This is a genomic window from Pseudomonas hefeiensis (assembly GCF_030687835.1).
Taxonomy (GTDB): Bacteria; Pseudomonadota; Gammaproteobacteria; order Pseudomonadales; family Pseudomonadaceae; genus Aquipseudomonas; species Aquipseudomonas hefeiensis.
Genome location: NZ_CP117449.1, coordinates 3,493,492 through 3,506,938, shown reverse-complemented (window position 1 = coordinate 3,506,938; position 13,447 = coordinate 3,493,492). Strand labels below are relative to the sequence as shown.

20 protein-coding genes are annotated in these 13,447 nt (G+C 59.4%); 18 read left to right on the top strand and 2 right to left on the bottom strand.

Going from position 1 to position 13,447, the window contains the following annotated elements:
* Window positions 1-52: 52 nt before the first annotated feature.
* The 15 genes from PSH57_RS15520 (at window position 53) to PSH57_RS15450 (ending at window position 10,773) form a co-directional block, all read left to right on the top strand.
* Window positions 53-319 carry a hypothetical protein gene (locus PSH57_RS15520; RefSeq protein WP_305383938.1) on the top strand — a complete coding sequence of 89 codons (267 nt, stop codon included), beginning with the start codon at window positions 53-55 and terminating at the stop codon, window positions 317-319.
* Window positions 320-405: 86 nt separating this feature from the next.
* Window positions 406-1,143, top strand: coding sequence for a hypothetical protein (locus PSH57_RS15515; protein WP_305383936.1), 738 nt, complete (start codon window positions 406-408; stop codon window positions 1,141-1,143).
* A gap of 3 nt (window positions 1,144-1,146) precedes the next feature.
* On the top strand, window positions 1,147-2,124 hold the full coding sequence (locus PSH57_RS15510) for a major capsid protein (protein ID WP_305383934.1): 978 nt from the start codon (window positions 1,147-1,149) through the stop codon (window positions 2,122-2,124).
* A 51-nt stretch (window positions 2,125-2,175) separates the two neighbouring features.
* The gene (locus PSH57_RS15505) at window positions 2,176-2,613 is read left to right on the top strand and encodes a HeH/LEM domain-containing protein (RefSeq protein ID WP_305383931.1); all 438 of its coding nucleotides are present in this window, start codon (window positions 2,176-2,178) and stop codon (window positions 2,611-2,613) included.
* Between the two features lie 10 nt (window positions 2,614-2,623).
* Entirely contained in the window at window positions 2,624-3,001 is a 378-nt protein-coding gene (locus PSH57_RS15500; protein WP_305383928.1) for a hypothetical protein, read from the top strand.
* 2 nt (window positions 3,002-3,003) lie between these two features.
* Complete coding sequence (locus PSH57_RS15495; RefSeq protein ID WP_305383927.1) at window positions 3,004-3,393, top strand: hypothetical protein; 390 nt, start codon at window positions 3,004-3,006, stop codon at window positions 3,391-3,393.
* 1 nt (window position 3,394) lies between these two features.
* On the top strand, window positions 3,395-3,991 hold the full coding sequence (locus PSH57_RS15490) for a hypothetical protein (RefSeq protein WP_305383926.1): 597 nt from the start codon (window positions 3,395-3,397) through the stop codon (window positions 3,989-3,991).
* On the top strand, window positions 3,988-4,404 hold the full coding sequence (locus PSH57_RS15485) for a phage tail terminator-like protein (protein ID WP_305383925.1): 417 nt from the start codon (window positions 3,988-3,990) through the stop codon (window positions 4,402-4,404). Before PSH57_RS15490 ends, PSH57_RS15485 begins: the two co-directional genes overlap by 4 nt.
* Before the next feature lie 69 nt (window positions 4,405-4,473).
* Window positions 4,474-5,121, top strand: coding sequence for a phage tail protein (locus PSH57_RS15480; RefSeq protein WP_305383923.1), 648 nt, complete (start codon window positions 4,474-4,476; stop codon window positions 5,119-5,121).
* A 9-nt stretch (window positions 5,122-5,130) separates the two neighbouring features.
* Window positions 5,131-5,514, top strand: coding sequence for a phage tail assembly chaperone (locus PSH57_RS15475; protein ID WP_305383921.1), 384 nt, complete (start codon window positions 5,131-5,133; stop codon window positions 5,512-5,514).
* Window positions 5,418-5,834: a DUF1799 domain-containing protein gene (locus PSH57_RS15470; RefSeq protein WP_340368603.1), complete on the top strand. Its 417-nt coding sequence runs from the start codon at window positions 5,418-5,420 to the stop codon at window positions 5,832-5,834. Before PSH57_RS15475 ends, PSH57_RS15470 begins: the two co-directional genes overlap by 97 nt.
* Window positions 5,835-5,861: 27 nt before the next feature.
* Entirely contained in the window at window positions 5,862-8,909 is a 3,048-nt protein-coding gene (locus tag PSH57_RS15465) for a phage tail tape measure protein (protein ID WP_305383919.1), read from the top strand.
* Window positions 8,909-9,247: a phage tail protein gene (locus PSH57_RS15460; protein WP_305383916.1), complete on the top strand. Its 339-nt coding sequence runs from the start codon at window positions 8,909-8,911 to the stop codon at window positions 9,245-9,247. Before PSH57_RS15465 ends, PSH57_RS15460 begins: the two co-directional genes overlap by 1 nt.
* A 9-nt stretch (window positions 9,248-9,256) precedes the next feature.
* Window positions 9,257-10,006: a phage minor tail protein L gene (locus tag PSH57_RS15455; RefSeq protein ID WP_305415887.1), complete on the top strand. Its 750-nt coding sequence runs from the start codon at window positions 9,257-9,259 to the stop codon at window positions 10,004-10,006.
* Between the two features lie 2 nt (window positions 10,007-10,008).
* Entirely contained in the window at window positions 10,009-10,773 is a 765-nt protein-coding gene (locus tag PSH57_RS15450; RefSeq protein WP_305383915.1) for a C40 family peptidase, read from the top strand.
* 95 nt (window positions 10,774-10,868) lie between these two features.
* Here PSH57_RS15450 and PSH57_RS15445 read toward each other — a convergent pair whose 3' ends face one another.
* Together PSH57_RS15445 and PSH57_RS15440 are read right to left on the bottom strand one after the other, a co-directional pair.
* Window positions 10,869-11,114: a hypothetical protein gene (locus PSH57_RS15445; RefSeq protein WP_305383913.1), complete on the bottom strand. Its 246-nt coding sequence runs from the start codon at window positions 11,112-11,114 to the stop codon at window positions 10,869-10,871.
* Window positions 11,115-11,195: 81 nt separating this feature from the next.
* Window positions 11,196-11,528 carry a protein L gene (locus PSH57_RS15440; RefSeq protein ID WP_305383911.1) on the bottom strand — a complete coding sequence of 111 codons (333 nt, stop codon included), beginning with the start codon at window positions 11,526-11,528 and terminating at the stop codon, window positions 11,196-11,198.
* Window positions 11,529-11,586: 58 nt separating this feature from the next.
* Between PSH57_RS15440 and PSH57_RS15435 the strand changes: the two genes are divergently transcribed.
* The 3 genes from PSH57_RS15435 to PSH57_RS15425 all read left to right on the top strand — a co-directional run bounded on the left by PSH57_RS15435 (window position 11,587) and on the right by PSH57_RS15425 (window position 13,397).
* Window positions 11,587-12,189, top strand: coding sequence for a DUF6338 family protein (locus PSH57_RS15435; RefSeq protein ID WP_305383909.1), 603 nt, complete (start codon window positions 11,587-11,589; stop codon window positions 12,187-12,189).
* A gap of 217 nt (window positions 12,190-12,406) precedes the next feature.
* Window positions 12,407-12,751, top strand: coding sequence for a hypothetical protein (locus PSH57_RS15430; RefSeq protein ID WP_305383907.1), 345 nt, complete (start codon window positions 12,407-12,409; stop codon window positions 12,749-12,751).
* Window positions 12,752-12,806: 55 nt separating this feature from the next.
* Window positions 12,807-13,397 carry a tail assembly protein gene (locus PSH57_RS15425; RefSeq protein WP_305383904.1) on the top strand — a complete coding sequence of 197 codons (591 nt, stop codon included), beginning with the start codon at window positions 12,807-12,809 and terminating at the stop codon, window positions 13,395-13,397.
* The last annotated feature ends 50 nt before the right edge of the window (window positions 13,398-13,447 follow it).

Below are 13,447 nucleotides of genomic sequence, written 5' to 3'. Positions count from 1 at the left end.
GCCTTAAGGTGGCGGATGGCACAGTCGAGCTCCCGTAAATGGAGCTTGAGACGTGCCTAAAACAGCAAAGGAATACCTTGATACACAGCTTTCTGAAAAGCCCGAATCCGAGCGGGATACGGGCTCCCCATACATCTTTGCGATACTCGATTTTCAGGAGATCGAACCTGGAGATGTGACCCTCGGCATGAAGAATGAAATTATTGCCCTGGCAATTCCCAGGCTTCAGAAAGCTTATCCCTGGGCCTCAGCCATTCTCCCAGATCAGATGGGCATCAACTCAGGCGGCTGGCTTATGCATTTCAAAGTCATCCGATAGATTCGCAAATCAAATACAGACCTCGGCCATGCCGGGGTTTTTTTATGCCTGCGAAGCGGGCCGACCAAACCCAAGGGGTGCACCAAGTGGCAGACGAAAACCAGATTGATCTTGAAGACCCGGCAGTGAAATCGGCCATCGCAGCAGCGGTGGAAGCAGCGACTCAAGGCCTCAAGAACAAAAACACCGAGCTGCTTGGCTCGCTCAAAACGACCAAGACCGAACTGGACGGCTTCAAAACCCAGTTCGAAGGCCTGGACATCGATGCGGTGAAGGGCCTGCTGACCAAAGTCGGCCAGGATGAGGAAACCAAACTCATCGCTGAGGGCAAGCTCGACGAGGTCATCACCCGTCGCACCGAGCGCCTGCGCACCGACTATGACAAGCAGTTGGCCGCACAGAAAGAGCGGGCTGACAAGGCCGAGGCCTTCGCGGCCAAGTACAGCGACAAAGTCCTGGCCGACTCAATCCGCGCAGCCGCCATCAAGGCCGGTGCGCTCCCTGAGGCTGCCGAGGACATCATCCTGCGCGCCCGGGGCACTTTCAAACTCAGTGAAGACGGGGAGGCGATCGCCACCGACCGTGATGGCGAGGTCATCTACGGCAAGGACGGCAAAACGCCTCTGTCGCCGCTCGAATGGGCGGAATCGCTGCGTGAAACAGCAACACACCTGTGGCCAAGGGCTCAGGGCGCCGGGCAGACCGGCGACAACGGTGGCAAGGCCACGAAGAAATGGGGCGAATACACGGAAACAGAGCGCGCTGCGCTGGCCGCGTCCAACCCCGAAGCATTCAAAAAACTTCAGGCCACCAAAGGAACCTAACCCATGGCTTCGACCCAACTGTCCGACATCTTCGTCGGCGAGTACTACGCGTCCCTCGACCCGGTAAACAGCCCGGAAAAAACCGCCGTATACGAATCCGGCATCGTCACCCGTTCTCCAGTGCTGGATGAAATCGCCTCCGGCAGCCAGGGCACCGCCGAGGTCAGCTACTGGCAAGACCTCGATCCGGATGAGGCGCCGAACATCAGCAACGATGACCCGGACGACCTTGGCGAGGTCGGCAAGGCGGAGCAGGAAAGCATGCGTGCTCGCGTGCTGTACCTAAACAAAGGTTATGGCGTGTCTGACTTGACCGCCGAGCTGGCAAACAGTGAGCCGATGCAGCACATTCGCAACCGCTTCGGTACCTATTGGAACCGTCAGTGGCAGCGTTACCTGCTGGGCGCGGCTCGGGGTGTGATCGCTTCGAACATCCTCAACGATGGCGGTGACATGGTCGTCGATGCTGGCGCGACCATCAGTGCGGGCGCGTTCCAGGATGCTGCGTTCACTGCGGGTGATGCTGCTGACGTGTTCTCCGCCATTGGTGTTCACTCGGTTGTCATGAACCAGATGGTCAAGCAGGACCTGATCGAGTACCTGCGCGACTCCACTGGCAAAATCATCCTGGCCACCTACTTGGGCAAACCAGTCTTCATGGATGACAGCCTCATCTACGGTCCCGGCCAGTACCTTTCGGTGTTCTTCGGTGAGGGCGCATTCGGCTACGGCGTAGGCAAGCCGAACAAGCCGGAAGAGATGCAGCGCAAGCCTGATGGCGGCAATGGCGGCGGTGCCGAGGTCCTGTGGGAGCGGAAAACCTACATCCTCCAGCCTGCCGGCTTCAGTTGGGTTGGTGCGAACAGCCAGAACCTCAGCCCAACGGCGACCCAGTACGCGGCCGCAGCCAACTGGGAGCGGGTCTTCGACCGCAAGCAAGTCCCTTTCGCCGCTGTGATCAGCGGCACCGTCACCCCATAACTCAGCCTCGGCAGGGCGCTTGATTGCGCCCTGACCGATCTGGAGAGAGTCATGAAGATTATCTACACCGACAAGCCGGGCAACGAGTCCGGGGTCTGTTATCGCCTGCTCGACCAGTTCTTCGGCGTCATTGGTGGAGCCAAAGAGGTGGTGGTTGACGGTGACAAGCCGAACATCATCGAGGCTTACAAGCGCGCCGGGATCATCGTAACTGACGGCAAGGCCCCGCTCTTGCGTGAAGACGGCCCAACGGTTGCCGAGTTCATCGCCGCCGGCCACAAGGCGAGCGCCTATCCACCCGAAGGCTATGCCTCGCGCAGCACTCCCGAGGAAATCGCGGAAGCGTTGAAGGCTGAGCAGGATCCGCCCGAAACCGACCCTCTGAAAATGAAGGTCCCGGAGCTGAAAGAGTGGCTCACCCGCAAGGGCATCGCCTTCGAATCCACCGCGCTGAAAGAAGATCTCCAGGCCCTGGTGCCGAAGGAATAAGGACAGGCAAATGACCGACTTCATCACCGTTGCCGATGTTGACGCCCTGTTGGGTCCTGGCTGGGCCGGCACTGGTGATCCGGTCCTTGCTGTGGCTATGGCCAACGCCTGGCTCACGGCCAAGATTAATCGACCTGTTGCCGATCCGACCCCTGAAGCCATCAAGCTTGCTGGAGCTCAGGTCGCGAAAGAAGCGGCGGCGGGCAAGTTGTACACGTCCACGCAGAAAGAAGTGCAGAGCAAGACAGTATCGGCTCAGTCTGGCACCTCGGTCAGCAAAACCTACGTGGCCGGCTCTACCGATCAGTCGGCGGGCGTGAACTTCGCCCTGGCGCTTCTGGCGCCTTGGATCAAGCGCTCAGGCGTGATGATGCTGAAAAGGACCTAACCATGGGGATGCGCGAAGAGATCCAGGCGGAACTGGCCGAGGCGTTTGACGACCCGGATGGTCTGGCCGATGCCGTGAAGCCTGTAGTCGGGGTTCGGAAAGTCCAGGGCGAATATGACCCTGAAACCGGAACCATCCCTGAAGTCATCACAAGCTATGCAGGGCGTGGCATTTTCGGCAGCTACCTCAGCAAGGAAATCGACGGAACGTTGATCCAGACGACCGACCAGAAGCTCACCATCCTGCAGAACGAATTATTCATCACGCTGCTTAGCGTTCCGACCGCCACCGTGGCGACGCCTGAAATTGGCGATGTCATCGGTGGCAAGCGAGCCCTGAACGTTAGCCAGGATCCCGCGGGCGCAACCTGGACCGTTCAGTTGAGGGTTTGATATGGCAAATCGCGGAACAGGCCAGTCCGGCAGCTTCGCCCTGAGTCTGGCGGAATTCGCTGCCCAAACCGGTGAAGCCATCGACGCCAGTGTGCGCGAGATCATCATCGAGGTTGGTAGCAGCCTGATCCGTATGTCTCCCGTGGGTAACCCGGAGATATGGGCCCAGAACGCAGTGGCGACCCAGTACAACAAGGCTGTCGACGACCACAACGCCGAACTGCGCAGCGACCCGGACAATCTCACGAAGGGTGACCTGCTCAAGAAAGGCCGCAAACTCAACGATGGCATGGACGTCAAGGCGCCCGAGGGATATGTCGGCGGTCGCTTCCGTGCGAACTGGCACATATCGCTCGGTGTGGTCGAGAACGTCACTTTTGATGACGTCGACCCGAGCGGTGCTGACACCACTGCTGCTCTAGTGGCCGCGATGAACGACTTCACCGCCGGCCAAATGGCCTACATCATCAACAACTTGCCGTATGCCGTCCCGCTCGAGTTCGGGCATTCGACCCAAGCCCCCGGCGGCATGGTTCGTATCACCGTGGCCCGCTTCCAGCAGATCGTGCTGGAGGCCATTAGGAACAACCAGGTATGAGCCACAAGATAATCCGCTCGTTGCTGGAATCGCGCCTCAAGGCCTGGGCCGCCGCCAGAACACCGACGTTGCGCATCGCCTACCAGAACGTGCCATTCACCCCGAACATTGATGAGACGCACCTGCGGGCGTTCCTGCTTCCCGCCGGGACCGACAGCAACGACCTGGCCGGCGCGCACCGGCTCTACAGCGGGCTGTTTCAAATCACCATCGTGACGCCGGCGGGCAATGGTCCCGCCGGCGCCGAGACGATCGCCGATGAGCTCGCCGCGCTGTACCCGCTGAACGATCGCCTTGTCCGTGATGGGCTCACGGCTCTGATCATGACTCCAGTTGAACCCGGTCCTGAACAGACCGAAGACACCGCCTTCACGTTGCCGGTGTCCTTCCAGTACCGAGCCGACACGACTTAATCCGCCCGTTGGGCAACCCCGGAACCCGCCATTGAGCGGGTTTTGTCATTTCTGCACAGAGGAAAACCCATGAGCGTTTCTATTCCCAACGGCACTACTTTTGAAATCGCGAGTGTGATGAGCCTTGCGAAGCCGTTCACCGCCATCTCCAACGCCAACCCGGCGCTGCTGACAGCCGCGGCCCATGGCCTGGCCGATGGCGACACCATCGTTGTTGACTCGGGCTGGGCGAAGCTGAACGGTCGTCCCGCGCGGGTTATCGACTCGGACGTCGGCGACTTCGCGGCAGAAGGTATCAACACCACCAACGTGAAGGCCTACCCAGCGGGCTCCGGGGCTGGCTCTGTTCGTGCGGCTTCTGGCTGGGTTCAGATTTCGCAGATCACTGAGCCAGCGGCAAATGGTGGCGATCAGCAGTTCCTCACCTACGGCTTCCTGGAAGATGACGATGACCGCCAGCTCCCGACCACCAAGTCGGCCAGCAGCATGACGCTACCGGTGGCGGATGACCCGAACCAGGCATTCGTCGCGGTCGTTGAAGCTGCTGATGAGGATAAGGAGCCGCGCTTGATCCGCGCGAACCTTCCTTCGGGCTCGACCATTCTCTACTACGCCTACGTGTCGATCACCGCGACCCCGACTATGAACCGAAACAACATCATGACTCGGACTATCACGCTGTCGTTCGCATCCCGCCCGACCCGCTACAACGCCTAAGGAGGCCTTATGGCAAAGTTCTCTATCGCGCCAAAGCCGACCTTCACGGTTGATGTAGCGATTCCCCAGGTGGGCGGCAAGCCAGTGATGGTGCCGTTCACCTTCCAGTACCGAGATCGAACCGCCCTGGCAGAGCTGTTCGACGCCTGGAGCGCGAAAGCCGAAACCCTCAACGAGAGCTTCAAGGGCACTGAGCCCACCATTTCGCAGATCACCGAAGCAGAAGTCGAGCAAGGTGTTGATCAGATCCGGGATCTGGTTGTTGCCTGGGGCTTCAGCGACAAGCTCAACGACGAATCCATCACCGCCCTGGTGAAGAGCTGCATCGGTGTTTCGGATGCGGTGGTAAAGGCCTACAGCGACGCTTTCGGCAAGGCTCGCCTGGGAAACTAACGGCCGCTGCCCGGGCGCTCTACGAGCCAGCCGCTACCGCCGAACAACTAGCGGTATTCGGATTCTCCCCTGAAGACTATGACGAGACGTTCGAGGTCTGGCCGGACGCCTGGCATTCGTTCCTCGTCATGGACGCCATGGGAACGCAGTGGCGCACCGGCGCGTGCGGCGCAACCGGCCTTGATTACGGCGTGCTCCCCAGTGTGATGCGCCTGGTTGGAGTGCCGGCGAACCAGCGGCAGACAGTTTTTCAGGATCTCCGCGTGATGGAATCGGAAGCTATCGCGGTTATGGCTGACATGCGTGACAACCGCCCGTAACAACGGGCACTTATTCAAGGTGAGTCGATGAACATTGCAGAACTCGGCGTCAAGATCGACTCGGCCGATGCAATTCAGGCGAAAACCAGCCTGGATGAAATGGCGAAGGCTGGCGGTCGGGCCGAGCAGTCCGCCGTTTCGCTGATGAATGAAATGCAGGCTCTGGAGAAGTCGCTGTCCACCGGCGCCAAAACCACCCAGGACCTGGCGAAGCAGCGGGACGCTCTGGCCAAGCTGACCAAGACCGGCGCCTATGGCGAGGCTGAGTTCACCAAGATCACCGCCCAACTCGACAAGCAACAGGTAGCCCTGGCCAAGTCCACCATGGACGAGCAGAGGGCACTCAACAGCCTGCTGGGTGCAATTGATCCAGCCCGCGCGGCAATGGCGAAGCTGGACAAGCAGGTCGAGGATCTGGGTAAGCACCTGGACGCCGGCCGGATCAGTCAGGACCAGTTCAACACGTCCTTGAGCAAAATCGACAAGGATTACGCGAAGCTCGAAAAGACCTCTAGCGGATTCGACAAGCTGCGGCTCGGCTCACGCCAGGCCCAGGAGAACGTCGTTCAGCTCGGCAACGCTCTGTCCTCGGGAGACTGGGGCAGCGGTGTGCGGGCCGTCGCGCAGTTGGGGGCTGGTGCTGGCGCATCGGCTGCTGGACTGCTCGCAATTCTTGCTCCTATCGCGCTGGCAACGGCAGCCGTCGGCGCGCTTGGGGTTGCCTTTTACAAGGGCGGTAAAGAGCAGGACGACTTCAACGAATCACTGACCCTGACCGGCAACTATGCAGGCGTGAGTGCCGGGCAACTTGGCGACATGGCTCGCCAGGTGAGCGCCACCATAGGCACAACCGGTGCGGCTGCCGATGTTCTGGCCTCATTGGCAGGCAGCGGCAAGATCGCTGGTGAAAGTTTCGTAGGCATCGCCCAGGCTGCCATTTCGATGCAGGAAGCCACGGGCAAGGCTGTCGGCGACACTGTCGCAGAGTTCAAAAAGCTTGCAGATGACCCAGTCAAGGCCTCCGCCGCGCTCAACGAGCAGTATCACTACCTGACAGCTTCGGTCTATTCGCAGATCGCCGCTCTGGAAGAGCAGGGCGACCATGCTGGCGCTGTGAAGCTCGCGACCGAGCAATATGCCGACGCCATCAACGAGCGCACGCCGAAGATCCTCGAAAACCTGAGCTTCTGGGAGAAGGGATACAACGCAGTCGCCCGGGCTGCTGATCAGTTGAAGAACCTGGGTCGCCAGGACATCGGCTCGGACATTGAGCAGGCCCGGAGCAACCTGGCCGCTGCGCAGTCCGGCGATGTCGGGTTGTTTCAGAACAAGCAGGAGATGATCGACCTCTACACCAATCGGCTGAACATGCTGGAGGATCAGCAGGTGGCCGAGGCCGATATTGCGAAGTGGCAGGGCGAGCAGGCCAAGGCACAGATGAGCGCCGTGTCCGCCATGTCGAAAATCGACGCGCTCACCAAGTCGTCACTGACCAATGAGCAGAAGCGCGCCGACGCGATCAAGGATTACAAGAAGCAGCTCGACGATATCCGCAAGGTTGACCCAAAGGATGCTCGGCTCGACCAGGCGGCAATCGACAAGAACATCTCCAACATCAACGACAAGTTCAAGGATCCGAAGGGGGCCACAGGCAGCGTCGACCTGACCGGCTTTAACAACGCGAAAAACCTCCTGGCCGAAACCCTGGCCTATTACAAAAACGCCGACAAAGAGCTGGAGGCTTCGCAGCGCGCCGGGGTCATCAGCCAGGCGAGCTACACCGAACAGCGGGTCAGTCTGCTGAAACAGGAAGCGGTTGAGGTTGCCCAGGGTTACGAGGCAGAAATCTCTGCATTGGAGGCAGCGAAGACCAAAAAGGGAACGACTGCCTCGCACATCATCCAGATCGACCAGAAGATCAGCGATGCACGCTCCGCGATGGTCAAGGCCCAGCAGGAAACGGACAGCCAACTCTCGATCATTGCAACCAATGAGGAAGGCCGGCTGCGCAAGCAGACCCTGGCAGTTAGCACATACACCGGGGCGCTACAGCGGCAAGTGGAAACGCTTCGGCAGCAAGGTATTCGTGCTGCATCTGGTCTCGGCCAAGGTGATCGCCAGCGTGGGCTGACGGACCAGCAGAACGGCATCGACGACCGCATCAACCAGCAGCGCCTGGAACTGGCAAATCAGTACGGCGACGGCTCCCGAGGCATGAGCCTCGACGAGTACACGCAGAAGCTCAATGCACTGAAAACCACGCAACAGGATCTGCACGACACCGTCCAGGCCAACTATGACGACATGACTGCTGCCCAGGGTAGCTGGAGCGCAGGCGCATCGTCGGCATGGCAGAACTACCTGGAATCGGCGCGGGACGTGGCCGGGCAGACCAAAAGCCTGTTCACCAACGCCTTCAGCTCAATGGAGGATGCGATCGTCAACTTCGCCATGACAGGGAAGCTGTCGTTTGCTGATTTCACCAAGTCGATTCTCGCGGATATGGCGCGCATTGCGGTTCGGCAGGCCAGCTCCCATGCGATGAGTGCGCTCTTCGGTCTTGCCGCATCTGCCGCCGGCTCGTATTTCGGTGGAGGGGCCACATCTGCCGGCTCAACCCAGGCCGGGTATTCCGGCGACCTATCAGGTTTCACCCCGGGCAGCGTGCAGGCCAAGGGCGGCGCTTGGTTGGGCGGCGTGCAGATGTTCGCCAACGGCGGCGCCTTCACGAACTCCATCGTGAGCAAGCCGACAGCTTTCGGTATGGCTGGCGGCGGGATCGGGGTAATGGGCGAAGCAGGGGATGAGGCGATCATGCCACTGACCCGCACGGCCGGCGGTCAGTTGGGTGTGCGGGCTATCAGTGGTGGCAGCAGTGGCGGGGGGAACGTTTACAACTTCCCCGTGGCAGTTTCCGTGCAGACCGCCGGTGACGGTGGCGCGACCACAGCGGAAGATACCACGCAACTGGGCAAGGGTATCCAGCAGGCAGCCAAGGTCGAAGCCGAAACGGCTATCTCCAGGGGCTTGCAGCCAGGCGGCGCCATCTGGCGCGTTATCAACGGGAGGGGCTGATGGCTATCGAAACGTTCACCTGGCCCACCCAGCACGGAGACGCACCCGATATCACCTATCGGGTGCGCACCGCGCAGTTCGGCGACGGCTACAAGCAGATCGCCGGCGACGGGCCGAACAACAAAGAAGACTCCTATCCGATCACCTACACCGGGTCTCGCGCCAGGGTGCAGGAGATCATGGACTTTCTCGACCGCCATGCCGGCGCCAAGGCTTTTCTCTGGACGACGCCGCTGGGTCAGCTTGGCCTGTTTTCCTGCGTGAACCCTACTCCAACCCCCGTCGGGGGAGGGGTCTTCAAGCTTACGGCCACATTCAACCGGGCCTTCCAACCATAAGGGGCAACCATGCCGCTGATCAGTGACATCCAGGTTCTCGAACCTGGCAGCGAAGTGCTGCTCTTCGAATTGGACGGCTCCGACTACGGTGCGGACATCCTGCGCTTCCATGGGCACGCTATCCCGCACACCGAGGCCGAGCTGATCGCCGCCGGCGCCGCCGCCGATGAGCTGCCGGCCAAGCCGATCTACTGGCAGGGCAACGAGTACAGCGCCTGGCCGATGCAGATTGACGGTATCGAATCCAACGGCGACGGCACGGCGGTTCGCCCAACGCTGTCGGTGGGCAACGTCAATGGCCGGATCACAGCCTTGTGCCTGGCCTTCGACGACCTGCTCGAGTTCAAACTGACCATGCGGCACACGCTGGGCACTTACCTGGATGCTGAGAACTTCCCCGGCGGCAATCCGCAGGCAGACCCAACTCAGGAGACGATCGAGGTCTGGTACATCGACCAGAAAACGAACGAGGACGGGGAGACGGTTACCTGGGAGCTTGCCAGCCCGGGCGACGTGGGCGGTGAGTCCATCGGGCGACAGGCCACAACGCTTTGTCATTGGTGCCTCACTGGGGGCTATCGCGGCCCAAATTGCGGCTACACCGGACCCTACGTGACGAAAGACGGTGCGGTCACGGATAACCCTGAGTTGGATGAGTGCGACGCCACGCTGGGTCGCGGCTGCATCCCGCGCTTCGGCGAAGGCAACGCCTTGCCCTTCGGTGGATTCCCTGCCGTTTCCCTGATCGCCCGGAGCTGACCATGCGCAAACACATCTTGACCGCGATCCAGACTCATGCAGCGGCCGAGTACCCGAAAGAGTGCTGCGGTCTTCTGCTGGCCCTGGGCCGAAAGCAGCAGTACTTCCCCTGCAAGAACATCGCGACCGAGCCGAACGAGGAGTTTTGCATCGCTCCAGAGGATTACGCCGCGGCGGAGGACTTGGGCGAGGTGATCGGGATCGTTCACTCTCACCCGGACGCCACCAGCCGGCCGTCACCGCGAGACCTGGCGATGTGCGAAGCCACAGCAATGCCCTGGCACATCCTGAGCTGGCCGGAAGGCGACCTGCGGACGGTGGTGCCCACCGGTGAGACGCCGCTGCTGAAGCGACCCTTCGTCCACGGAGCCTGGGACTGCTGGCAAGTCTGCGCCGACTGGTACAAGCGCGAGTGGGGGCTTGAGTTCGAAGCCTTCAAGCGTGCCGACGGCTGGTGGGAGAGCAAGGACAACACCAGTCTTTACGAGGCGAACTATGAGGCCGCCGGCTTCTACCGGGTCGACCAGCCACAGCGCGGCGATATGATCGTGATGGAGGTTGGCCGGACGGTTTACCCAAACCATGCCGGGATATTCCTTGGTTCAGACCCGGGGTTGCCCGGCGAGGATTCCGAGACCTTCGGCCCCGGGCCGTTCCTGCTGCACCACCTGTACGGCCGCCCGGGCGAGATCATCGTTTTTGGCGGGCCATGGCTCGACCGAACGCGCCTGATTCTCAGGCACAAAGATGCACAACCAACCACATGAAGCGGCATGGCCGCACGGGACAAATATATGAAAGGCGTGATCGAATCAGAAGCAAAAACCGCCAGCGGCGAACCGGTCTGGCGGCTAACCAAGGGTTAATTCCCTTTGTTCTCCAGCAGTTTTTCGATGTCCGCTGCGCTTTTTTGGACAACGCTCAGCGGCCACTCATAAGCATCAAACGCTTCTCCTTCAGCGCATCCGCTGGCAGGCACTTCTGTGAAAAATTTAGCGGCGGCATCAAGGGCCGCTCCATCAAAGCCCGGGGATTTTTTGAGAGCATAGGTTAAAGATGCCAGAGCCATCAGGACGCCTTGTTCGAAAGGTTTTACTTGGTATGCCACATTGACCTCCAGGTCATAAACGCGCCGAAATTGGCGCAATCCCAGTCCTTGGGCTTGCAGGCGAAGGACTGGGGAAATCCTTTAACCTTTGGTTTGGGTTTCGACGATCAGGCGCCACTCAACTTTTTTTGTGTTGGTGTGCTGATGTTTGTTTTGAGGGGGGAAGCGGTCATCCTTGTTCGAGGTGATCTCATCACCACATCCTTCGCAACGATAGATTCCTGATACCGGAACAGTGCTTGATATCTGGTAAAGCGTGTCCCAGACGGCGCCACCCAGGACGGTCTTTGGTGTCTTTTTCAGGTACTGGACTGTTTCTTCGATTACTCGCGCCATAGCGGTACCGCCTCGTTTGGTTTGGAGGCACAACGCTACTACGATGGGATCCAATCCAGTTACTGGGCTTTCGTCCATGCTGGATATCCCAACAGCCTGACGCTATGCTCGAGGGACTCACTCAGAGATCGCCAGTATGGAAGACGTTGCAGGAAAGCTATTACCGGTCTTACAGGCGCTTTTGCCCGGATTTCTGGCGACAGTCGTTTTCTATTGGTTGGCAGATGCGAAAAAACCCGCACAGTTTGAGCAGGTGATTCAGGCCTTGATTTGTACTGCGTCGATCAAATTCATTGTCGACGTGATTGCTGGAGTCGCTCTGTGGGCGGGACAGTGGCATTCGTTCGGTGCCTGGACAACAAATGTCGCCACCACATGGTCACTCGCGCTGGCAATAATCCTTGGCCTCTCGTTGGCCTATCTTTCCCAGCATGACTTGCTCTATAAATTAGCTCGACGGGTTGGCCTTACCTCGAGGGCATCTGTTGGCGAATGGAGGTTCGCCTTCCTACGATTTTCCGATCGCGGAATTGTGCTGAATCTCAAAGATGGACGTAGGCTCATGGGGTATCCATACGCATGGCCTGCAGAGCCAGAAAATGGACATTTTGTTATGCAGTACCCAACATGGATCGTTGGTGAGGATGCTAAGCCTCAGGACGGAGTATCGTTCCTCATGGTTGCAAATACTGATGTTCAATGGGTCGAATTTCTAGAGCCGCAGGGGAAACCGAAATGAATGATCAAAATGGGCGTCCAATGATCTTGGAGCGCAAGCACGTTAATGATGGAATGAACGTTAATCCTGATCGGACTAGAAGCGTATTACCGCCTCAGCCCCCTAAGGCTCCACCTCCGGCGCCGACCCCTAAAAAGGATTGAACATCAAGCCCAGCCCACCCGCTGGGCTTTTTCATTTCTGATACCTTGTGGCCATCTTCCACAGGAGTGACCCCATGAGATTGTTCGTAGGCGCGGTAGCTATTGCTTTGCTGGCGGGGTGTGTTTCCCCTGGCGAACTGGAGTCGAAGGATCCCAGCATTTCGGCCAGTACGGGGAAGGACCCGAAGCGGTACGCGCTTTGCGTTCTCCCGAGATGGCAGGACGCGCGCAGCGACGTGACCCTGTCCGAAACGGAGCATGGCTATCGGCTGATCGCCGCGACCAACAACATGACCGACGAACTGTTGAGTATCCGCAAGACGTCTAAGGGCAGCGCTGTAAAGCTGTACCAGCGCATGGCCTGGGCGCCAGGTTATGGGCGAAGCGATATGGAGCAGGCGGTGAGAAGCTGCCTGTAAAGCGAACAACAACATCAAGCCGCCTCAGGGCGGCTTTTTTATGCCCGGAGAAATCATGGCTGCCATAAATGCTACCTCTCACGCAATGACGACAATCCTGCTGTCGGGGCCGCTGATCAAATTGTTTGGCAGGGTTCACCGGCGCGAGCTTGGTAGTAAATCGGTAGGTGAGGCCTTCAAGGCGCTGAAATGCACAATTGAAGGCTTCGAGACGGCCATCAAGGATCTTGAGCGGAGAGGAATGCGGTTTGCCATTTTCCGCAATCGGAAGAACGTGGCCGAGAAAGAGTTCGCGCTGGGCGGTACCGAAGAAATCAGGATTGTCCCTGTGATTTCTGGCAGCAAGCGCGCCGGGCTTCTCCAGACCATCATCGGCGCAGTATTAATTGCCGCGTCGTTTATCCCTGGCTTCCAGGCGCTGGCGCCAGTCGGTATTGCTCTCGTCGCCGGTGGTGTAATCCAGATGCTCAGCCCCCAAGCCTCTGGCCTCAAGACCAGCGCTTCCCCCGAGAACGCACCGTCCTATGCCTTCGGCAGTGCCAAGAACACCACGGCCAGCGGTAACCCCGTACCGATCTGCATCGGCGAACGCCGGTGGGGCGGGATGATCATTTCCGCATCGATCTACGCCGAAGACAAACAGTAACGATATCGCAGCAAGCAGGCCGCCCATGAGGCGGTTTTTTTACGCCTGGA

Bases quoted from the DNA above. Each gene is read 5' to 3' on its own strand.
- PSH57_RS15495 (WP_305383927.1), top strand. From the start codon at position 3,004: ATGGGGATGCGCGAAGAGATCCAGGCGGAACTGGCCGAGGCGTTTGAC.
- PSH57_RS15480 (WP_305383923.1), top strand. From the start codon at position 4,474: ATGAGCGTTTCTATTCCCAACGGCACTACTTTTGAAATCGCGAGTGTG.
- PSH57_RS15485 (WP_305383925.1), top strand. From the start codon at position 3,988: ATGAGCCACAAGATAATCCGCTCGTTGCTGGAATCGCGCCTCAAGGCC.
- PSH57_RS15510 (WP_305383934.1), top strand. From the start codon at position 1,147: ATGGCTTCGACCCAACTGTCCGACATCTTCGTCGGCGAGTACTACGCG.
- PSH57_RS15505 (WP_305383931.1), top strand. From the start codon at position 2,176: ATGAAGATTATCTACACCGACAAGCCGGGCAACGAGTCCGGGGTCTGT.
- PSH57_RS15430 (WP_305383907.1), top strand. From the start codon at position 12,407: ATGAGATTGTTCGTAGGCGCGGTAGCTATTGCTTTGCTGGCGGGGTGT.
- PSH57_RS15435 (WP_305383909.1), top strand. From the start codon at position 11,587: ATGGAAGACGTTGCAGGAAAGCTATTACCGGTCTTACAGGCGCTTTTG.
- PSH57_RS15460 (WP_305383916.1), top strand. From the start codon at position 8,909: ATGGCTATCGAAACGTTCACCTGGCCCACCCAGCACGGAGACGCACCC.
- PSH57_RS15450 (WP_305383915.1), top strand. From the start codon at position 10,009: ATGCGCAAACACATCTTGACCGCGATCCAGACTCATGCAGCGGCCGAG.
- PSH57_RS15490 (WP_305383926.1), top strand. From the start codon at position 3,395: ATGGCAAATCGCGGAACAGGCCAGTCCGGCAGCTTCGCCCTGAGTCTG.
- PSH57_RS15425 (WP_305383904.1), top strand. From the start codon at position 12,807: ATGGCTGCCATAAATGCTACCTCTCACGCAATGACGACAATCCTGCTG.
- PSH57_RS15500 (WP_305383928.1), top strand. From the start codon at position 2,624: ATGACCGACTTCATCACCGTTGCCGATGTTGACGCCCTGTTGGGTCCT.
- PSH57_RS15455 (WP_305415887.1), top strand. From the start codon at position 9,257: ATGCCGCTGATCAGTGACATCCAGGTTCTCGAACCTGGCAGCGAAGTG.
- PSH57_RS15440 (WP_305383911.1), bottom strand. From the start codon at position 11,528: ATGGACGAAAGCCCAGTAACTGGATTGGATCCCATCGTAGTAGCGTTG.
- PSH57_RS15475 (WP_305383921.1), top strand. From the start codon at position 5,131: ATGGCAAAGTTCTCTATCGCGCCAAAGCCGACCTTCACGGTTGATGTA.
- PSH57_RS15465 (WP_305383919.1), top strand. From the start codon at position 5,862: ATGAACATTGCAGAACTCGGCGTCAAGATCGACTCGGCCGATGCAATT.